Below are 19645 nucleotides of genomic sequence, written 5' to 3'. Positions count from 1 at the left end.
TTCGATGCTGTCGGGAGCGCATCGTCAGTCGAAGCGACTGCCGTCGTAGACGACTGTCGTGTTCTCCTGTACCTTGCGGACTTTCTCCTCGTCGCCACCTTCGATCCGGGTCACGTCCTGTCGCAGGTCGTCGACGACCGACGTGTCTTCGGTGATGATCTCGGTCTCGTCGATCAGCTCTTTGACCTCCTCGAGGTCGTCTTCCGAGTCGGCCTGTGCGAGTTGGCTCCGAATCTTCGTGTCGCGGTAAGCGAGGAACGTGTCGGATTGCTTCTGGGCGAGTTTCTCCTCGTCGTCGGTGTAACTGACCTCGACGGCCGTCGAGACGGTCTCGGAGAGTCCCTGTAGCTCGACGTCGGCGATCGCTTCCGTCGTTCCGACGTCGTGACCCGGCGCGTCCATCTTCAGGACGATCTTCTGGTTTTCGTGGTTCTGGAGGTCCGGCAGTCGAACGACGACGGAGTCACCGTCGTACTCGAGGTCGACCTGCTGGACCTGTGGCCGACGCCGGTACGCTTCCGCGATTTCACAGCCGGGGATCGGATCGATCACCAGCCGCGGGTTGTTCGCGACCACGGTCGAGGCCTCCTCGACGACGTCGCCGAAGAAGGACCTGATGTCGACCGGTTTGTCCACGTGGGTCCACCGTCCCTGGGAGTGTTCGCCCAGCGTGCGGATGATGTCCTGATCGTAGTTGGTCCCGATACCCGCAGAATAGATGGAGATGCCTCCATCGGCGACTGCCTTCGCCAGTGGCTCGAACTCCGGTGACTTTCGATTGAGGTCCCGGCCGTCCGACAGCAGCAGGATTCGCTTCGATATCTGGTTGCCCTCGGGGAGTTCTCGCAGCGTCTTCTTTGCGGTCTCGACGCCGGCGTAGATGTCGGTGCCACCCCGGGTATCGACTGCATCCAGACGCTCCTGGACTTCCTCGCGGTCGATATCGCCCCAGCGGGTCGCGTCCATTACCACTTCGACTTCGTTGTCGAAGGTCACGATGCTCAGATAGTCGTCGTCGTTCAGCAGGCCAAAGACCAGCTCCGCCGCGTCGCGGACCTGGCGCATCTTCCCGTAGCCCATCGAGCCGCTGCTGTCGACGCACATCGAGATGTGGCGTTCGGCAGTCTCGTCGCTTCCCTCCGGCTCGATGACGAACTCGCAGGAGATGCCGCCTCCTTGTTCGGGTACGTACGGCCTGTTTACCGTCTGTGAGATTGTCGTCGTCATGTGATCAGTTGGGTCGTGTGTTCGTCGTCCGATTCGAGTGACTGTGCGATACAGCGGAACGGGACCGAACGGCCGACGGACTGCTCCCGGTCCGTACGGCTCGCCACTCGCCACTCGCCGCCCGCCAACCGCATCGAGTTGCCAGTGGTCGGAGTCGGACCGCGTGTCCGGTCCGGTCCAGCCCCCTCGTCTCCTAGAGGGTCACTTCGAGTTCCGCACGGTCGGCGAGTTCGAGCGTGTCTCCGTCCTCGAGTTTCGCCGACGCGCCGTCGATCTCCGTTCCGTTGTGTTTGGTCCCGTTCGTACTGACGTCGACCACGTAGATGCCGTCGTCCTCGACGGCGAACTCGAGGTGTTCGCTCGAGACGTAGGTCACCTCGTCGCGACCACCGCTCGCTTCGACGAGGTCCTCGAGCCACTCCCCGTCCTGCCGGCCGAACGTGTCGCCGTCGCCGAAGGTGTACTCCTCGCCGTTGATGACGAGCGTGGCTTCCTCGGGAACGTCCGGCGTAGACACACTCTCGGCGGACTCCTCGCCTTCCCGGATCGGGTCGAGATGCAGCCCACAGCTGGGACAGTACGACTCGTCGTCGACCGCGTTTTCACAGCTCGGACAGGCAGTGAGCGCCGACTCGTCGTCGTCCTCGAGTTCGGCTCCACACTCGGGGCAGAACGCCATCGACGCGTCGACCGCCGCGCCACACGCGTGACAGGTTTCGTCGGCGTCTTCGTCGGCCGCGGAGTCGTCCTCGACTGTCGCTGGTTCGCCAGCCTGGTCCGTGTCGGAGTCGCCGTCGACCCCGCTCTCGTCTCCGGCGGGTTCGTCGGTGGTTTCTTCCAGTTGGTCTTCGCCAGCGTCGTCTTCCTCCGTCTCCGGTTCCGGTTCCGGTTCCGGTTCGGCGGCCCCTTCTTCGGGTTCGTCGTCGACGGACTCGTCGTCCGACTCACTTTCCTCGGCCGGTTCCTCCTGTTCGTCCGACCCGGAGTCGTCGTCGACCTGGCTCTCGTCCGTTTCCGCTTCGTCGACTACGTCCTCGGGTTCGTCCTCACCGGCCGACTCGGAGTCGTCTTCAGTCGTTTCCTCGCCCCCATCTCCGTCGCCACCCGCGTAGTCCGGGTGCGGCGTGTCACAGCTCGGGCAAAAGCCGCCGTTCGGTCCCGGTTCGAACGAGGTGTCACACGAAACACACTCGAGGTTTGTTTGTTCTGGCATGTCGTTCCGGATAGTTTCTAATTCACTATAGAAAAAACTATGGAAAAATGTATGGACGAATGACATAAATCAACCCCACTCGAGACAGCACTGCGTGGCCGAGTTACTCCCACCCGACCGCGCTCGACCCACAGGTCACGTCACAATACACACATTTCCGGGGCGAGCTCGAAGGAACCCGATCTAGCGTGCCACCCGCTCTCTGGCCCGGTGTGGCAGGTCCAGCTCTCGAGTAATGACGGGCCGTCACTGCGAAGAACCGCTCGCGGTTCCAGCACGTCTCGTCGACATCGACGGACGTGACCTCGACTGTAGGTGGCGGGCAGTCGACCCTACATGTCCAGTGTTGACACGTTCTCGAGCCCCGGTTTTACCGACTGGACATATATGTCGATTCGATGAAAGAGCGTGTAATGCGCTGTTCCGTGGCCACCGACAGCAATCGAGCACCGCTCCCAGTGGTGCAAACGGCGTCGTCCCGGCCGGCAGGGTGACAGGCGACCCGGTCAGAACCCGTTTCGAATCCGTTCTTCAGCCGCCTCGAGTGCTGTCTCACGATCGAACTCGTCGACGATCTCCCGGAGCCGCTTCTCGTCGGCATCGGCCAGTTCCCGGGCGTGGTCAGTCACGTTCGGTATCGCACGGATGATGTTGTCGACGATCGGCACGTCCGCGACCTGTGGCGACCGCGAGAGCGGGTTGAGGTCGATCACGATCTCGGTCTTGCCCATCCCCTCCAGGGCCTCCGCACGGTCGCCGTCCTCGAGAGGGACGAGGACGACGTCGGCCGCGTAAATCCCGTCTTCGTCGACTTTCGCGCGCTGATGGTCGAGGTTCGGAATGCGTGCGTCGGCCTCGAGCCCCTTCACGTCCGTGGCTCCGTGTTCGCGCAGGTGTTCGGCGATGGTTTCCATCCGTTCCGGCGTGCGATTGAACAGGTTGACCTCGAGGTCGGCGTCGACGACGTCGGCAAGCGTGGCCATCTCGCCGGGAACCAGCGCCGCGACGTTACCGTTGATCGAGAGGACGGGGTGATCGGCCAACAGGAGGTGGGCTGCCGCGGCTCGTTCGGCGTCGTCGGCGGTCGGAATCGTCTCCTCACCGAGCAGATAATCGAACGCGCTGCCACGCCCCTCGGCGTGCATCCCCTGGAGGTGTGTGATTCCGTTTTCGACGCCTTTCTCGATCCGGTGGCGAGTGAGCAGATCCTGGTATCTGGGATGGTCCTCCGGGATCTCCTCCTCGTGTTCGACGTCGGCCGAGACGGTGTCGTAATCGCTCACGAACGATGACTGGAGACGTGTAATAAAAAACCGACCGATATGCCGACGGAGACACCGGTAGCGGCAACCAGTTTCTCGTTTCGGTAGGTTTCACCCGACCGGAAATCAGTCGGCTGCCCGTTCCGACATCGAGCACAACACCCGATGTCAACTGCCTCGGGGTCGACCCCCGTGGCATTCGCCTCGTACCGGCTGTGAACCCCGCGACGCAGCCTCGGCCGTCAACTGTCACCGTCGTTCCCTCACAGTTGACTGCTACCGTCCCTGGTCAGGATCGGTGCAACCGCCACGTCCGGCCGCAAAAAAACGGCGTGTCCGAATCTGTCGTTCGATGGTGCTGTTCTCCGGAGTCGACGCTTACTCGGTGAACGTGATCCAGCCGTCGGGCGCGTGAGACTTCACCGCGTTCATCGCCTCGCGAGCCTCGGTACGGTTCTCGTAGGTCTGGGTACTCTCGGCCATCGTCGAGCCGAACTCGTCGACCAGCCGCCACACCCAGCCGTCCTCGTCGGTGTGGAGCTCGAACGAGACGCTGTCGATCTCGAGGATACTCGCACGCTCGATCAACTCGCGGGCGTCGTCCAAGGCCGAGCGGGCGGCCTCGCTCGAGTCGTAGGTTTCGGTCCCACTCGCGACGGGGTACCCGTCCTCGTCGATCAGCCGCCAGCGCCAGCGGTCGTCCTCGTCGGCAACGAGTTCGAACGAGGCGACATCGAAGTCGACGCGGCCGGCCATCGGAGCGAGTTTCTTGACCTCGTCGATCCGATCGATCGCCGCGTCCTTGCTGTCGGCCTCGGTCTCGCCGTGTGCGAGTACCGTCCGCTCGTCGTCGACCAGTTCCCAGCGCCAGCTGCCTTCGCTTTCGTCGAGGCGGATCGCCGCGTCCTCGATGGTGAAGATCGGTGCTTCGGCGGCGTGGGCCTGACAGTCGTCGACGTGTGCGACCGCGGCCTCGCGGTCCTCGTAGGTAACCGTCGCGTCCGCGATCTCCTCGCGGTCCCGATCGAGGAGCCGCCACGTCCAGTCGCCGTTACGGTAGAGCTGAACCGTGGCGTCGCCGATCGTCGAACGGTGTGCGTCGGTCGCGTCCCGCCGGATCGACTCGAGGTCGTCGACCAGCGCGTCCCGCGTCGGATACGACTCGTCGTCGACTGCGACGATGTCGCCGGATGGCAGGACGAACCGCCAGTGCCAGTCCTCGGCGGCGTACGTCTGGAACGCGGCCCGATCCATCGTTCGCACGTCGGAATCGAGGTGGTCGAGCAGACGGTTCATCGCGTCGCGAGCGGCCCCGCGGGTCGGATGGGTCGACGGGTCTTCCGCGACCAGCTTTCCGGCCTCGTCGATGAGCCGCCAGCCCCACTCGTCGTCCTCGTTGACGAACAGTTCGAACGCGGCGGTGTCGATCTCGAGCAGTTCGGCATCGGGGGCCTGCTCTTTCAGCGTCATCATCGCCTCGGCGGCTTCGCTGCGGGTCGTGTGCTCCTCGCCGCTGTCGGCCAGGACGTTGCCGTCTTCGTCGATGAGCCGCCAGCGCCACTCGCCGGAGTCGGCCTCGTAGACCTGGAACGCGGCGTGTTCGAACTCGATCAGGTCGGCTTCACTCGCCTGCTCGCGGACCCGCTCGATCGCGGCGGCAGCCGCTTCGGAGTCGGTGTGAGGTTCGGTGCTTGCCGCGACGACCTCGCGGTCTTCGGTGACGAGCCGCCAGTGCCAGTCGCGCCCATCGGCGGCCTCGTCCTCGTCGAAGGAAACTTCGGTCCCACCGTCGGTCGCTGCAGGTTCCTCGACTCGTGCCGGCAGGTCGTCCGAGTCGTCCCCGGTTCCACCGGCAGCCGCCGATGGGTACACTTCGTACTCCGCCTCGTCGATCTCGATGACGTCGGCGTCGCTCGCGCTCGCGTCGAACTGTTTCGTCTCCCACTCGATCCGATCGTGATTCACTACGCCGTCAGGTCCGCGGGCGACGATATCCTCGCCGGCGTCGACGAGCCGCCAGTGCCAGTGTTCGCCCGACTCGTACAGCTCGTAAGTCGGCTCCCCGGCGACGGTTACCGACGCCGACTCGAAACCGGGAAGCAACGCGTCCGCTGCGTCCTCGGCCTCGCGTCGACTGTCGTAGCTGGCGACGGCGTCCGCGATGATGTCGTCCGCGTCGTCGACGAACCGCCAGGTCCACTGATCGGCGTCCTCCTCGTAGAGTTCGACGCCCAGATGCTCGATGTCGAGCAGTCGCGCGTCGTCGACTCGTTCGGCGAAGGTTCGGGCCGCCGACTCCGCAGCGTCCTGATCGGTGAACCCGGATTCGTGGCCAGCGAGCTGGTTGTGATCGTCGTCGACCAGTTGCCAGTACCACTTGCCACGTTCCTCGGCGTAGGTGAACGCGGCACCCTCGATCTCGATGACGTCGGCCTCGGGGCCACGATCTTTCAGGAAGCTCACTGACTTTTCGGCACCGTCCCGGCGGTCGAACTCACGCCCACAGTTAGCGACGACGCTCCCGTCGTCGCGTGCGAGCGTCCACTGCCAGGTCCCGTCTCGATCCTCGTACAGTCGGAACGCCGAGGTCGTCAGCTCCATCAGCCCGGCCGAACTGATCTGGGACTTGACTCGTTCGATTCCCTCGCGAGCCTCCGGGCGCGTGACCGCGCTATCGTTGCTCGTTGCAAGCGCCTCGCGGTGAAGCACGTTCCACTTCCAATCGCCGTGCTCGTCCCGGAAGACGGCGAACTGCGCGTCCGTGAGCGCGTCGCCGGTGAGGATCGGCGGGTCCTCGCTCGTTCCTTCTTCCTCGACGAACATCCCTTTCCGCCCCGTAAGGACGGGAACGAGCGCCGCAACGCCCGCGATGATCGCGATTCCTGCGGCATAGACCGCGATCACTTCCACGTCGTATCCAGCCCCCCGATGACGCCAGTCACTCGGGTACACGTACCCGTACAGTACGACACCGACCAACGAAACCAACAGCCCGACCACGCTCGCCTGAACCCCGCGCTTTCGCATCGGGAGCATCAGTCCGATCCCGAACAGACAGAGCGCGAGTCCGGTAGACGCCGCGACGCCGGAGATGCGGATCAGCATCTCCTCGGCGATGCTGCCACCGTAGCCGATGATGAACGCGACGATCCCCGCGGCACCGATGATGTAGCCGAGAATGAACAGCCAGTAGCCGTATACGTCCTTCCCCGAGTCCGGTTCCCCAACGTAGTGCTCGTAGAGCCGATATAAGCTCTGGTGAATCTCGCTTGCGACTGACATTCCTAAACTCGGGCGCATAACTATGACGTACTACAATAAACCTTCGGCCATGAGTCCATTATATTATGTATATGCTGTAACGTATTCTGAAGAGTCACCTCTGTTAGACGGGTGTGTTCAACCACTACAGCACGGATGATCGAAACCGACTGCCTCGGCGACGTTGTGTGGTGGTTGCACAATTATCGTCGTCAGTTACCACCGGTCAAAAAATAAACTCCCTTATAAGAACGGCAGAATAAGTATATAACTAGAAAAACGTTACGTCAAAATCCCTGATTGCTGTCGAGAATGTTCGGAATCCGTCAGGTCCGCGCTACTTGAGTACTCCGCCCGCGGGATGGGTCGCACAGACCGACGGGTCGTACCCAGCGTCGGAGAGTCCGGTGCCAAGCGCGAAGACCGTCTCGCCGAGCATCGCCATCGACGCCTGTCCGTCCTCGTCTGCCACGTCGGCGATAGTTTCCGCAACGCGGTCGGTCAACAACCCCGTTTCGCGGGCGAACAGCCGCGACGCATACATGAAAGAGAGCAGCGTCGGCTCTTCGACGACCCGGGAGAGGGCAGTTCGACCCGCCTCGGTCAGTTGGTCGGTGTCACCCGACAGCACCTCCGTCGTCGACAGCTCCCCGAAGGAGACGTACTCGACTCGGGCTCGAGCAGGGATCGAGTCGAGCTTGTTGTCCTGTGGTCCGCCCGGCTCGAGCCGGATCGGAATCCCGCCGTGAGCCTGGGCGACGACGTCGCCCAGCCCCGTTCCTGCCTGCACCTCGGCACCGTGGGCGATGGTCACCAGTTCGTTCGTCGAGAGCTGGCGCTGGAAGACGCGGTTCGTGGCCAGTGCCGTCCCGAGTGCCATCGCCCCCGAGATGCCGAAGCCAGCGCCCAGGGGCAGGTCAGATTCCGCCTCGACCCGTGCAGGCGCGTCGAGCGTCTCGAGCACCGTCTCGACCGGCTCGATTTCGATCTCCTCACCGTCCAGGACGACCGTCGACTCGCTTGCGCTCGCGGGTTCGACCCGTACCTCGACGCCGTCGGTGAGCGTGAGTCCGGCCCCTCGAGAGCCCGCCTTCGTGGGATCGTCGTGGGAGTGGGCGCTGAAAAAGCCCGTAATGTGTCCGGGGACGAACGCTGTCGCCTCGTCGCGCATTACCCCGCCGTTTCGTCCCGAACGGTAAAACGTTGAAGATTTCGAGGTTGCGCCGCCGTCGCTTCACGATCCGGAAAGCTCTGTCACGACCTCGATTCCACGCGTTTCGTAGCTCGTCATCGCAGCGAGTCGATCCGACACGTCCGCGAGGCCGACCTCTCGAGTTACCAGTTGGGAGGGATCGAGCCGGCCGGCGTCGATCATCCCGAGTAACTCGCCGTACTTCGAGGGTGGCATTCCCCGCGAGCCGACGAACGACACGTCCCAGCGCGTGATCTCGTCGATCGGCAGCGACACTTCGCCACGTTCGGCGTCGGTCGTCAGCCCGACCTGAACGTGGGTCCCGCGGGCTCGGAGACATTCGAGACTGGTACGACAGGTTTCGGCGCGTCCGAGCGCGTCGACGGAGACGTGAGCACCGCCGTCGGTCGAGCGGCGGATCGCGTTCGGGACATCGGTTCGGTCGGCTCGCACCGTCTCCTCGGCACCCAGGTCCGTGGCCATCGAGAGCGGCTCGTCCCGAACGTCGACCGCGACCACCCGGCCGCCGAGTGCCGAGGCGATCTGGACCGCTGCGAGCCCGAGACCGCCGCAGCCGTGGACCGCGACCCAGTCCCCGGGGCGGACGTCGGCGCGGTGAGCGAGCGCGTGAAACGCCGTCACGTACCGACACCCGAGTGCGGCCGCGTCGGTCGCGGACACTCCTTCCGGAAGCGTCGCCACGTTGTACTCCGCGTGCGGGACGTGCACTCGCTCGGCGAACGCGCCCGGAACGTCCGGCTCGAATCCGAGCGCGTACCCGTCGAGGCAGACGTTTCCGTGGCCGTTTCGACAGTGCCGACAGGACCCTTCACCGAGGTTGAACGGGATTGCGACCCGGTCGCCGGTCTCCAGCGAGTCGACTCGATCACCCGTACGGACGACGCGACCGGCGGGCTCGTGACCGAGTATCTGTCCGATCGGCACCCGATCGTCGGCCCACTCGCCGTGTCCCTGCCAGGCGTGCCAGTCGCTGCGACAGATGCCACAGGCCTCGACGTCGACGACGATGCCGTGCGGTTCGAGGTCGGGATCGTCGACGGACTCGATCGACAGCGGCTCGCCGTACGCCTCGAGAACTGCTGCGCGCATACGTAGCGGTCGGACGACGCCGAGTTAAGCGTGATTGTCGGTTCCCTCACAGTGTGGCCGGAGCCGATACGGCCGATCGTTCACCCACGTCGGATTCTCGTCAGTCGCTGAATGTCAGGGAAGCGTATTTGTAGCCGATCGTGGACGTACGAGTATGCCATCCAGCGGCGATCCGCCCGCAGTTGAGTCCTCCTACACGGCGTTGTCGGCGGCTTCGAGCAGCGATAGGGATACCGACACCGACACCGACACCGACGCCGACATCGACGGTGATACCGACTCCACTTCCACCCCTGCTTCCAGTTCCGGGTCGGCGTCCTGCTCGAGCCGCGGTGACGGGCTGACCGGCGTCGGCTCGCCCGACCGTCCCGCTCTCGACATCGCACGCGATACCTGTGCTGCCTGCGGCACGACGATCGAACCGACGGACTACCGGCTCAGTTGGCGCTTTGCCGACGGTCCGGCGAGCATCGAGCGACACTACTGCAGCGAGTCGTGTTTCCCCGATTCGGCTGTCGACGGCAAACGAGAACGCGACGCCACGGACCGGACAGACGAGACCCAGCAGCCCCGGGACTGGTCGTACTGTCGGTGAGCACGGTTCAAATCCGGACTCGAGCACATCCACGCCGATAGCGAGGGGAAAAGTCGACGAGCCCGAACCGGGATCGTGCCGGGAGCGATGCAAAAACGAAACGAAACGGGTCAGCCGCCTCAGGTTCGCCCGACACGCAACCGCCGACGCGGCGCGTACTCCCGTTGCTGATCCGTGGCGAGCCCTACGGGCTCAGTCTCTGGCGATCCCGCGGGAAGAGAACAGCCTCTCGGATGTTGTCCAGTCCGAGGATCGTCATGATCAGACGCTCGCCGCCGAGACCGAAGCCGGCGTGGGGCGGCATGCCGTACTTGAACATCTTCGTGTAGTACTCGAACTGGTCGGGGTCAAGCCCCTGCTGCTCGAAGCCTTCGATGAGATGCTCGTGGCGGTGTTCGCGCTGGCCTCCCGAGACCAGTTCCATGCGCGGGTGCATCAGGTCGAAGCCGGTCGACAGCGTCTCGTCGTCGTCGGTGTCCTTGATGTAGAACGGCTTGATCTCGCTTGGCCACTCCGTGATGAAGTAGTGGCCGCCGACGTCGTCACCCAGTGCTTTCTCGGCTTCCGTCGGGAGGTCGTCACCCCAGACCAGCTGTTCGTCGAGTTCGCCCGTCGCGTTGATGCGCTCGATGGCCTCCTCGTAGGTGAGCCGTGGGAAGTCGCCGTCGGGGACCTCGAACTCGTCTTCGAGGCCAAGCGTCTCGAGTTCCTCGCTGCAGTTTTCGGTGACCGCTTCGTAGGCCGCCTTGACGATGCCTTCCGCGACGTCCATCGCGTCGTGGGCGTCACAGAACGCACCCTCGAAGTCGATCGAGGTTGCCTCGTTCAAGTGCCGGGGCGTGTTGTGCTCTTCGGCGCGGAAGATGGGGCCGATCTCGAAGACGCGTTCGACGTTCGAGCCCGCGATCAGCTGCTTGAACAGCTGCGGGGACTGGTTCATGAACGCTTCCTCGCCGAAGTAGGTGATCGGGAACAGCTCGGTGCCGCCCTCGGTCCCAGTGGCGACGATCTTCGGCGTGTTGATCTCGGTACAGTGGAACTCGCGGAACTGTTCTCGGACCGCACGCAGAATCTCGGCGCGGATCTCGAAGACGGCCTGCACCTCGTCCTTGCGCAGGTCGAGGGTGCGGTTGTCGAGTCGGGTCGAGAGGTCGGCGTCGACCTTGCCCGACGGGTCCAGCGGCAGTTCGGGGTCGGCCTCGGAGACGACCTCGAGTTCCTCGGGCGTGACCTCGACGCCCGTCGGCGCGCGCGGCTCCTCCTCGACGCTGCCGGAGACGCGGATGACGCTCTCGCGAGCGACGTCGAGCCCGGTTTCGACGAGTTCGTCGTCCATCTCGTCTTTCTCGAACTTGATCTGAATCTTGCCAGTCGTGTCACGGAGGATCAGGAAGGCGATACCGCCGAGGTCGCGGATCTCGTGGACCCACCCGGCGACGGTAACCTCGTCGCCCGGCTCGGCGTTTTCAGTGTAGGTTCTGTCCTGCATACCTCCCGATTCACGTAGCCGAAACTTAAGCGCAACCGTTCTGCCTCGACAGGTCCGCCGGCGACCGAAAACCGACGATCGAGATCGGCCGCCCGAGGTCCCTGGAGAGGGGCTATCGGACGCGCTCGAGCGGTGCCGTCTTCTGAGCAGTTGCGCTCGTCGCCTCTCTCACTCCCGCTCTCGTGCTGGGAGGTGATAGACGTGTACCCCTCGCCGCCCTGTAACGGCAATCGACGGCGTCCACGCTGCCGGCATCGTGGCGAGTCCGGTGAACGATTCAGGTGAGGGCCGAAGCCCGCACCGATCGTCGCCGATCCCGTCGACCACCAGCAGTTCGCGGTAGCGATCGCCGGTGTCGGCGTCGAGTTCGGTGTAGACACCGCGCTGGTCGAGAACGGCTAGTCGGTTTCCGCCTCCGTCCTCGAGCCCGGCAAATCCGGCCGCCCGAGCGGCACCGTCGTACCGCCATCGCTCCGCACCGTCTCCCCCGTGAGCGGTAACCGTTCCGTCACGGTGGCCGACCAGCAACAGGTCCTCGATCACCCGTAAGGCCTGCTGGAACCCGTCGTCGTTGTCGTCGTCCGCTCCGCACTCGGGCGAGACCCGATCGACAGTCGCGCCCGTTTCCGGGTCGATACCGACCACCGCCCCGTCTTTGCGGGGCACCCACGCTCGCCCGTCGAACGCGATCGGTCTGTCGCCGCCATCGATCTGTCCTTCTACCGTCGTTACCCACAACTCGTCGCCGGTCTCCGGGTCGACGCCGACGACACGGCCGGCCTGAGTCGCTGCGACGACCGTCCCGTCCACCGTGGCTAAACCTCTCGTGAGCCGGAACTTGAGGTCGCGTGTCCACTCGATCGACCCATCGGCGGTTGCGAGTCCGACCAGCCCGAACGGTCCGTCGACGGCGTCGCGGGTCGACCCGTACACGCCGGCGATCACGATGTCGTCGTGAACGACCGTCTCCGAACTCGTACTTTCGCCGCCGCTATCGAACGTCCACTGCGAGCGGCCGGTTTCCCGATCGAGAGCGAACACCCTGCTTTCGCCGGTCGACGCGAACACGTAATCGTCGGTGACTCGTGGCACGCCGATCCCACCGTCGAGTTCCCGCCGTGCTACCCACACCGGCTCACCGTCGGCCTCGAGCGCGAGCAGTCGGAGCATCCTCGGGGACGGGTTCATGCGAGTGACGCCGGTTCCGGCGGCGACGAAATACGTCCCGTCGTCGACCACGGGACGCGACCAGCCGCTCATGCTGAACCTGGTGTACTCCCGGAGCGGTTCGACGTACTCCGGACAGTCGGGGCCGTCGCGACGCCGCGAGTAGGCGGTGGCGACACCGGCCGCGCCGACGCCCAGAACGGCGAGCAGCCGACGCCTGCTGAGGGAGGGCATACGAGAAAATAATAGATATTCGTCAAATGTCTTCTGGAAAGTACGTGGCCGTTGAGACCCGTCGTCGATCGGGTCCTCTCACCGCTCGTACACCGTCATCGGAATCTCGTCTTTCGGCCGCGCGGTGATCGTCGCCCGCAGGTTCAGCTCGGTCCCGGGGACGAGCTCGAGGTGGTACCGCTGGTAGACGGTCGCCAGCAGGAGCCGTGCCTCGAGCATCGCGAACCGGTCACCGATACAGCGCCGCGGGCCCGCGGCGAAAGGAAAGTAAGCGAGTTTCGGCAGGTCGTCCTCCATCTCGTCGGTCCACCGTGCCGGTCGGAAGGCGAGGGGGTCGTCGTACCAGCGCGGATCGCGGTGGACGACCCACTGGTGCATGCGGAGGGTCGCTCCGGGTGAGATTTCGTAGCCGCCGATGATGTCGGGCTTGACGGGTTCACGGACGATGCCCGGGACGGGGGGATAGAGCCGCATCGACTCTTTGATCACCTTTTCAGTGTAGGTCAGCGCCGGCAGGTCGTCCATCGTCGGCGGCTCGCTGTCGAGGACGTCTTCGAGTTCCTCGACCAGTCGCTGCTCTACCCGCGGATTCTTCGAGAGGAGATAGAACGTCAGCGTCAGCGAGAGTGCCGTCGTCTCGTGGCCGGCAAGCAGGAGGGTGACGACTTCGTCGCGGATCTGGTCCGGGGACATGGCGGTTTCTCCGGGCCCGTTGCCGTTCCCGTCTCTGTCCCCGTCGCCCTCGAGCAATTTCGAGATGACATCTCGATCCGTCGGATGCTGCTTGCGCCGTTCGATCAGGCCGTAGACGACTTCGTCGAGTTCCTCCCGTGCTCGTCGAATCCGTCGTCTGGCCGGTGTGGGCACTCTTTCAGGAAGAATCAGATGCGGCAGGTTCTCGGTCGCCGCCATGAACTCAGCTAGTGCCTCGCCGACGGTATCGACGTGGTCGTCGATGTCGGTACCGAACAGCGCACGCGCGACGATCCGCAGCGTCACTTCCATCATGTCTTCGTGGACGAGCCGGGTCTCGCCGTCCTCCCAGTCCTCGAGGTTCTCCTCGGCGAAGTCGGTCATCATCGTCGCGTACTCCCGGATTCGAGCCGGCCGGAACGCGGGCTGAATCCGGTGGCGATTCCGTCGCCAGACCGCGCCCTCGCTGTTCAGAATGCCGTTGCCAGTGATCGGACGGAGAACGTGCTGGAACCGGTCGCCTTTGATGTAGTTTTCGTTGTTCTGGACCAGTACCTGCTCGATGTGCTCCGGGTGGTTGAGCTGGTAGACCGGCCCCGTCGGGTCCTCCCAGTACGCAATATCTCCGTACTCCCGAGCCATCCGAGTCATGAACCCGTACGGATCGCGCAGGAAGGCCAGTTGGGTACCGAGCAGCGGCAGCCCGTCGGGTCCGGGCGGGCGGTCGTCGGGCGTCGAGGCTGCATCGCTCATATTCTCGGTCTACAACGCCCGGCCATTTACCGCTGTATCCAATCGTGCCAGCCGCACGTATTTCGGGACGCTGAAAACCGTGGCGTGATATCGATCACGACGATCGCGTCGATACCGAACCGCTGGTCCGACGCCGGGTCGAACGCGCCTCTCAGCAACCGTCCCGGATCGAGCGCTCGAGGTGACCGGCCCCACCCGACGCGGCGTCGGCGCAGTGACGCTTGATCCGTGAGACGGCGTGGAGACGGACGGTCGCTCCCTGGGCGCTTTTGTCTCTCCGCACCGACGTATCGATATGGCCGATACGGACGATCCGGACAGTGGCTTCGGGTCCGAGGACGGCGAACACGCCGCCCTCGAGCGACTCGCAGCCGAGATCGATCGCGACGCGACTGTCGTCGCGCTGACCGGTGCCGGCATCTCGGCCCCGTCCGGTGTGCCGACGTTCCGCGGCGACGACGGCGTCTGGGACCACTTCGACGAGGGCCAGTTCACCTACGGCCGCTTTCGGAGCGACCCCGCGGGGTTCTGGGAAGACCGCATCGAGTTGCAGCGAGCGCTGTTCGGCGACGACTACGAACCGAACGCCGGCCACGAGGCTCTCGCCGAACTGGGGCGGGACGGCTACCTCGACGCCGTCCTCACGCAGAACACCGACGGATTACACGGCGACGCGGCCGACGCCCTCGACGACGAGACTCCGATCCTCGAGCTCCACGGGAACGCCCGCCGTGTCCGGTGTACCGACTGCGGAACCCGACGCGAGGGCGACCCGATCTTCGAGCGCGCTGCCGACGGCGAGTTGCCGCCGACCTGCGACTGTGGCGGTATCTACAAGCCAGATGTCGTCCTCTTCGGTGAGCAGCTCTCGGGGGCGGTCATCCAGCGGGCACGCTCCCTCACGGCCGAGAGCGACATCTTCCTCGGGATCGGCTCCTCACTGGTCGTCGAACCCGCCGCGTCGCTGCCGCGCGAGGCCGCCACTACCGGTGCGACGATCGGGATCGTCAATCTCGAGTCGACGCCGGTCGACGGCGTTGCCGACGCAGTCAGTCACGTCGACGTCACGGATGCGCTACCACGGCTACAGTCGCTGCTCGCGGACCGTGACCGACTCGAGTGAGCGTACCAGTCCGAGTCGCTACCCCGGTCAGTTCGATGCGACGTGCTTTTCGACCAGTCGCGATTGAGCACGGCGCAATCGCTCGCTGACAGCCTGATTCGAAATACCGAGTTCCGTGGCGAGCTCCGAGAGGTCCGCATCCCGTGGAACCTCGAAAAAGCCCGATTCGAACGCGACAGCGAGTGCTTCGTACTGTGAGTCGGTCAGCAGCTCGTTTTCACTTCCTGCCGGATCGTCGTCGGCGATTCTGTGTAACGTGAGTTCGACGCCTTCCTCCTCGAGAAAATCGTGATAACGGGCGAACGACGTCCGATCCGGGAACCGCATCTCGAACCGCCAGCAACCCTCAGTGCCCCGAGACTCGAGCAGTTCCCCACCTGCCACGACCCACCGCCGATACGCGTCGACGACTCCCGACCCGCTCCGCCGAATTCGATACAACGATCGGTCCGGTCCCCGACCGACGCGCTGGTACACGTCTACCGTCCCGTCGCCGTCGAGGGTCCGCTCGAGTCGACCGGCGTCCCCACATTGGACCCAGCAGAACGCGATCGGGTGGCTCGGGTCGACGGCGTACTGGCGCTCGAGACGAACCTCGAGCGACGGCAGCGTCTCGAGTGTGGGCCCGAGAACGAGCCTTCTCGAGACCGCGTCGAACTCGACGAGGACACCCATATCCCCCGGTGGAGTGCGGAGACGCAAAACAGTTTAGGCCAATCGACCTTTTTCAGCCGCGACAGTCCCTAATTCCAACGGTTACGCGTCGGAAGCTCCCTCGACGGTTTCCCGAACGGCGTCGACACCCTCGTCGTGGGCGAGGTCGCCGACGACGACGACGTCCGCGTACTGGGCCATCGAGTACGCCGAATCGTAGTCGTGAATCCCGCCGCCGTAGAACAGCGTGGCCTCGTCGGTGGCCTCGTCTGCCGCTCTGACGATCCGCTCGTCGCCCAGCATGCCGGAGTACTCGAGGTAGACGATCTCCTGGCCGAACATGCGCTCGGCGATCTCGGCGTAGGCGGCGACGTCGTCGGTCTCGAGATCACAGTCGGCTTCAGTGTAGGTCGCCACGTCGGCCTCGGGGTTCATGACGATGTACGCCTCCGTGGTCGTCCGTTCCCAGTCGTACTCGTCGTCGAGTCGGACCCACTCCTTGTGTGCACCGGTGATCCAGAACGGGGAGCCGGCGTTGAAGACGGTCGGGACGAGGTAGCCGTCGAGTTCCTCGGCCTCGAGGACGACGTCGGGACTAGACGGCTCCTGATAGAGCGGCACGTCGTGTTCGGCGCAGGCCTCGATGACGGCGGCGGTGTTCTCCTCGGTGATACCCATCGTCCCGCCGATCTCGATGGCGTCGGTGCCGGTCGCACAGAGATCACCGTAGGTGACGCCGTCGGGGAGTTCCTTGTCCGGGTCGATCTTGAGGATATGGTCCCAGTCATCCCAGGGGGTAGAGGTAGTCATACCCCCCCGTTTCCCGACAGGCGGCAAAAACGCTACGAATGCGCGCCGCGTCCTCGCGGCAGTAACCGACGGACCAGCGGTGTCGGGAGCGCCGGTTTACGAGCCGGTCGATCGGGCTCGTCTCTCGGTTTCCCCTTCCGGGTGTGATCGATCAGACGCCCTGGCTCATCAGGTGACTTCGCAACACGTCCGCCTCTTTGTTGCCCGCTCCGGTATTGAGAATCACGACCGTATCGTCCTCGCTGAACTCGCCGCGTTCCGCAAGTTCCCACGCGCCGCTCGCCGCAGCCGCCGAACTGGGGCACATCTCGAGCCCCTCCTGTTTGGCCACCTGAACGCCCGCTTCCAGAATGTCCGGATCGTCCGTCGAAACCGCGCCGCCGTCGGTCTCCCGCAGCGCCTCGAGAATCCACGGGCTCGCGCCGGGGTCGGGAATCTCGAGACCGCCACAGATCGTGTCGGGGTGTTCGACGGGCTCGTGCTCGTCTCTCCCGTCCGCGAAGGCCTCGACGATCGGATCACAGCCCGACGCCTGCGCGGCGTACATCCCGGGGAGGTCGTCGATCAGGCCGAGGTCACGGTACTCCGTGGCAGCCTTGTACATCCCGATCAGACCGACGCCCCCGCCAGTCGGGTAGACGATGGCATCCGGCGTCTCCCACTCGAGTTGTTCGACGACCTCGTAGAGCATCGTCTTCTTGCCTTCGTGGCGGTACGGCGTGACGAACGTCTGAAGGGGGTACCAGTCGTCGTGTTCCTCGCGAGCTTCCTCGTAAGCCCGGCCGGCGTCGCCGATCCGGCCGCCGACGACGTTCATGTCGCCACCGTGGACGTTGACCATCGCCTTGTTCGTGAACCCGGCCCGTGACGGCAGGTAGACGTTGGACTCGAGTCCCGCACGACCGGCGTAGGCCGACGCGGATTGCCCCGCGTTGCCGGCCGAGGCGAGGACGACCTCGTCCGCGCCGTGTTGTGTGGCGGCCGTCACCGCCACCGTCTGACCGCGGTCCTTGAACGTGTTCGTCGGGTTCCGCCCCTCGTCTTTGATCTGGACGCGTCCGACCCCGATCTCGTCGGCGAGGGCCGGACAGTCGACCAGCGGCGTCGCACCCTCGTCCATTGTAACTGCCGCTTCGCGACGGAACGGCAGCAGTTCCTCGTAGCGCCACATCGAGTCGAACGATCTGGACTCGAGGGTCTCGCGGTCGAGGTCGATCGCGTCGTAGTCGTAGGTCGGGTCGAGAATCCCGCCGCAGTCGGGACAGCGGTGGCTCTCCTCGGCGGCGTCGAACTCGGCTCCACAGTCGACGCACTCGAGGCCGGCGAAGGCGGCTGTCGTCTCCATACGCGAGTGTTCGCGGCCCGAGACTAATGATTGTTCATCGGCGTCTCGGTTCGCCGGTTTCGGTGGGGAAGAGGGGCCGAGCCGAACGCGAGGGTGAAGATACGGCGGGGTCGGGATCGGAGCCGAGACTGGAACTGGGACTGGAACTGGGACCAAGACAATAACCGGTAGCAAACGGCTCACTCACCCGAACAGCCAGTGCTCGACGGGCCGGTCGGTTGCAGCCCCTCGAACTCACGCGGGCGAGGTCCGCCGCGGCTCGAGGTCGGAGACACCGACGTGAGCGACTACCTCCGAGACGACGGCGGGGAGACGCCGGAGTGACGGGTGAAGAGCTGGGTCGAGCGCGGTGTCTTCGACGATTACGGCGACCACCTTCCCCTCGTCCCCGGCCGCCGCGACCTCGAAACGGAACCGGCGGTCCCGTTCGTCGATCGTGTGGACCCAGATTTTCGAGAGGCCGGCGGCGCTTTGCCACTGTTCGACGTCCACGACGACGAGTTCGCCGGCCGGCGACACGCACCTCGAGTCACACGACGGGCACCGACCCGGGTGCGGTTTCGAGCCCAGATAGCCGTACTCGCACCCGCAGCCGAAACACCGAAGCCGTGTCGTCCCAGTGTCCGGTTCGCTTCTCATGGCTTCCCGCCTCCCGGAATCGGTTCCCTCGGCGGCGTCACGCCGCCGGGGCCGTTCGATCGACTGTCCGACCACGCCCGATGGGGTAAATTCCGCTCGTTCATCTCCTCGATCAGCCGAGGCTTCCCTCCATCTCGAGTTCGATGAGGCGGTTGAGTTCGACGGCGTATTCGATGGGCAGTTCCTCCGTGATTGGTTCGATGAAGCCGGCGACGATCATCTTCTTTGCGTCGTCGTCGTCCAGGCCGCGGCTCTGGAGATAGAAGATGTCTTCGTCGCCGATCTTGCCGACGGTCGCCTCGTGGGCGACGTCNTCAGAGATGTGTATAAGAGACAGGAAGATGTCTTCGTCGCCGATCTTGCCGACGGTCGCCTCGTGGGCGACGTCGACTTTCGACTCCTCGATCTCCATGTACGGCATGGTGTCGCTGGTCGACTCGTTGTCGAACATCAGCGCGTCACACTCCACGGCAGTCGAGGAGTTCTCGGCACCATCGGCGATGTGGACGAGCCCGCGGTAGTTCGTGCGGCCGCCGTCTTTGGCGACCGACTTGGACTCGATAGTCGAACTCGTGTCGGGTGCGTTGTGGTAGACCTTCGCGCCGGTGTCGATGTCTTGGTCCTCGCCGGCGAAGGCGATGGTGATGTGGGTGTCGGTCGCGCCCCGTCCTTTGAGGATGGTGCTGGGGTAGAGCATGGTGGCTTTCGATCCCATCGAGCCCGAGACCCACTCCATCGTCCCGTTCTCCTCGGCGATAGCGCGTTTGGTGTTGAGGTTGTAGGTGTTTTTCGACCAGTTTTGGACCGTGGAGTACTGGACGTGGGCGTCTTCCTTGACGAAGACCTCGACGCCACCGCTGTGGAGGGTGTGGCTCCCC

17 protein-coding genes are annotated in these 19645 nt (G+C 64.6%); 2 read left to right on the top strand and 15 right to left on the bottom strand.

What is annotated here, in order from left to right; all coding sequences use genetic code 11:
• Nucleotides 1-24: 24 nt before the first annotated feature.
• The 6 genes from C446_RS01540 to C446_RS01515 all read right to left on the bottom strand — a co-directional run bounded on the left by C446_RS01540 (nucleotide 25) and on the right by C446_RS01515 (nucleotide 9265).
• Entirely contained in the window at nucleotides 25-1227 is a 1203-nt protein-coding gene (locus C446_RS01540; protein WP_006671288.1) for a vWA domain-containing protein, read from the bottom strand.
• 193 nt (nucleotides 1228-1420) lie between these two features.
• Nucleotides 1421-2440, bottom strand: a complete 1020-nt coding sequence (locus tag C446_RS01535; protein WP_006671287.1) for a double zinc ribbon domain-containing protein — start codon at nucleotides 2438-2440, stop codon at nucleotides 1421-1423.
• 506 nt (nucleotides 2441-2946) lie between these two features.
• Nucleotides 2947-3723, bottom strand: coding sequence for a 4-phosphopantoate--beta-alanine ligase (locus tag C446_RS01530; RefSeq protein WP_006671286.1), 777 nt, complete (start codon nucleotides 3721-3723; stop codon nucleotides 2947-2949).
• Nucleotides 3724-4080: 357 nt separating this feature from the next.
• The gene (locus C446_RS01525) at nucleotides 4081-6984 is read right to left on the bottom strand and encodes a DUF1508 domain-containing protein (protein WP_006671285.1); all 2904 of its coding nucleotides are present in this window, start codon (nucleotides 6982-6984) and stop codon (nucleotides 4081-4083) included.
• 316 nt (nucleotides 6985-7300) lie between these two features.
• Complete coding sequence (locus C446_RS01520; protein WP_006671284.1) at nucleotides 7301-8134, bottom strand: pantoate kinase; 834 nt, start codon at nucleotides 8132-8134, stop codon at nucleotides 7301-7303.
• A gap of 63 nt (nucleotides 8135-8197) precedes the next feature.
• Nucleotides 8198-9265, bottom strand: coding sequence for a zinc-dependent alcohol dehydrogenase family protein (locus tag C446_RS01515; protein WP_006671283.1), 1068 nt, complete (start codon nucleotides 9263-9265; stop codon nucleotides 8198-8200).
• A 154-nt stretch (nucleotides 9266-9419) separates the two neighbouring features.
• Here C446_RS01515 and C446_RS01510 point away from each other — a divergent pair, with 154 nt between their 5' ends.
• Nucleotides 9420-9860 (top strand): hypothetical protein, encoded by a 441-nt coding sequence (locus C446_RS01510; RefSeq protein ID WP_006671282.1) that lies wholly within the window; start codon nucleotides 9420-9422, stop codon nucleotides 9858-9860.
• Nucleotides 9861-10044: 184 nt separating this feature from the next.
• On the opposite strand, the gene aspS is transcribed toward C446_RS01510, so the two are convergent.
• From aspS to C446_RS20190, 4 genes are all read right to left on the bottom strand, one after another.
• Nucleotides 10045-11349: an aspartate--tRNA(Asn) ligase gene (aspS, locus tag C446_RS01505; protein WP_006671281.1), complete on the bottom strand. Its 1305-nt coding sequence runs from the start codon at nucleotides 11347-11349 to the stop codon at nucleotides 10045-10047.
• A gap of 168 nt (nucleotides 11350-11517) precedes the next feature.
• Nucleotides 11518-12750 (bottom strand): outer membrane protein assembly factor BamB family protein, encoded by a 1233-nt coding sequence (locus C446_RS01500; protein ID WP_006671280.1) that lies wholly within the window; start codon nucleotides 12748-12750, stop codon nucleotides 11518-11520.
• A 78-nt stretch (nucleotides 12751-12828) separates the two neighbouring features.
• Nucleotides 12829-14196 carry a cytochrome P450 gene (locus C446_RS01495; RefSeq protein ID WP_006671279.1) on the bottom strand — a complete coding sequence of 456 codons (1368 nt, stop codon included), beginning with the start codon at nucleotides 14194-14196 and terminating at the stop codon, nucleotides 12829-12831.
• 151 nt (nucleotides 14197-14347) lie between these two features.
• The gene (locus tag C446_RS20190) at nucleotides 14348-14479 is read right to left on the bottom strand and encodes a hypothetical protein (protein WP_275039891.1); all 132 of its coding nucleotides are present in this window, start codon (nucleotides 14477-14479) and stop codon (nucleotides 14348-14350) included.
• 12 nt (nucleotides 14480-14491) lie between these two features.
• Here C446_RS20190 and C446_RS01490 point away from each other — a divergent pair, with 12 nt between their 5' ends.
• A complete protein-coding gene (locus tag C446_RS01490) occupies nucleotides 14492-15319 on the top strand; it encodes an SIR2 family NAD-dependent protein deacylase (protein ID WP_006671278.1) in 828 nt (275 codons plus the stop codon).
• 27 nt (nucleotides 15320-15346) lie between these two features.
• Here C446_RS01490 and C446_RS01485 read toward each other — a convergent pair whose 3' ends face one another.
• The 5 genes from C446_RS01485 to C446_RS01465 all read right to left on the bottom strand — a co-directional run.
• Nucleotides 15347-15994 carry a helix-turn-helix domain-containing protein gene (locus C446_RS01485; RefSeq protein WP_006671277.1) on the bottom strand — a complete coding sequence of 216 codons (648 nt, stop codon included), beginning with the start codon at nucleotides 15992-15994 and terminating at the stop codon, nucleotides 15347-15349.
• A gap of 81 nt (nucleotides 15995-16075) precedes the next feature.
• On the bottom strand, nucleotides 16076-16783 hold the full coding sequence (locus tag C446_RS01480; RefSeq protein WP_006671276.1) for a phosphoglycerol geranylgeranyltransferase: 708 nt from the start codon (nucleotides 16781-16783) through the stop codon (nucleotides 16076-16078).
• A 151-nt stretch (nucleotides 16784-16934) separates the two neighbouring features.
• The gene (locus C446_RS01475) at nucleotides 16935-18128 is read right to left on the bottom strand and encodes a threonine synthase (RefSeq protein ID WP_006671275.1); all 1194 of its coding nucleotides are present in this window, start codon (nucleotides 18126-18128) and stop codon (nucleotides 16935-16937) included.
• 234 nt (nucleotides 18129-18362) lie between these two features.
• A complete protein-coding gene (locus tag C446_RS19750) occupies nucleotides 18363-18620 on the bottom strand; it encodes a hypothetical protein (protein ID WP_239639439.1) in 258 nt (85 codons plus the stop codon).
• A 259-nt stretch (nucleotides 18621-18879) separates the two neighbouring features.
• The coding region (locus tag C446_RS01465) for a SufD family Fe-S cluster assembly protein (protein ID WP_006671273.1) at nucleotides 18880-19645 on the bottom strand (766 nt) is incomplete at its 5' end.

Source organism: Halobiforma nitratireducens JCM 10879 (genome assembly GCF_000337895.1).
GTDB classification, from domain to species: domain Archaea; phylum Halobacteriota; class Halobacteria; order Halobacteriales; family Natrialbaceae; genus Natronobacterium; species Natronobacterium nitratireducens.
This window is presented reverse-complemented; position numbering and strand designations above follow the sequence as displayed.

Coding starts and splice junctions, on each gene's coding strand:
- C446_RS01540 (WP_006671288.1), bottom strand. CDS start 1,227: ATGACGACGACAATCTCACAGACGGTAAACAGGCCGTACGTACCCGAA.
- C446_RS01535 (WP_006671287.1), bottom strand. CDS start 2,440: ATGCCAGAACAAACAAACCTCGAGTGTGTTTCGTGTGACACCTCGTTC.
- C446_RS01525 (WP_006671285.1), bottom strand. CDS start 6,984: ATGTCAGTCGCAAGCGAGATTCACCAGAGCTTATATCGGCTCTACGAG.
- C446_RS01520 (WP_006671284.1), bottom strand. CDS start 8,134: ATGCGCGACGAGGCGACAGCGTTCGTCCCCGGACACATTACGGGCTTT.
- C446_RS01515 (WP_006671283.1), bottom strand. CDS start 9,265: ATGCGCGCAGCAGTTCTCGAGGCGTACGGCGAGCCGCTGTCGATCGAG.
- C446_RS01510 (WP_006671282.1), top strand. CDS start 9,420: ATGCCATCCAGCGGCGATCCGCCCGCAGTTGAGTCCTCCTACACGGCG.
- aspS (WP_006671281.1), bottom strand. CDS start 11,349: ATGCAGGACAGAACCTACACTGAAAACGCCGAGCCGGGCGACGAGGTT.
- C446_RS01500 (WP_006671280.1), bottom strand. CDS start 12,750: ATGCCCTCCCTCAGCAGGCGTCGGCTGCTCGCCGTTCTGGGCGTCGGC.
- C446_RS01495 (WP_006671279.1), bottom strand. CDS start 14,196: ATGAGCGATGCAGCCTCGACGCCCGACGACCGCCCGCCCGGACCCGAC.
- C446_RS01490 (WP_006671278.1), top strand. CDS start 14,492: ATGGCCGATACGGACGATCCGGACAGTGGCTTCGGGTCCGAGGACGGC.
- C446_RS01485 (WP_006671277.1), bottom strand. CDS start 15,994: ATGGGTGTCCTCGTCGAGTTCGACGCGGTCTCGAGAAGGCTCGTTCTC.
- C446_RS01480 (WP_006671276.1), bottom strand. CDS start 16,783: ATGACTACCTCTACCCCCTGGGATGACTGGGACCATATCCTCAAGATC.
- C446_RS01475 (WP_006671275.1), bottom strand. CDS start 18,128: ATGGAGACGACAGCCGCCTTCGCCGGCCTCGAGTGCGTCGACTGTGGA.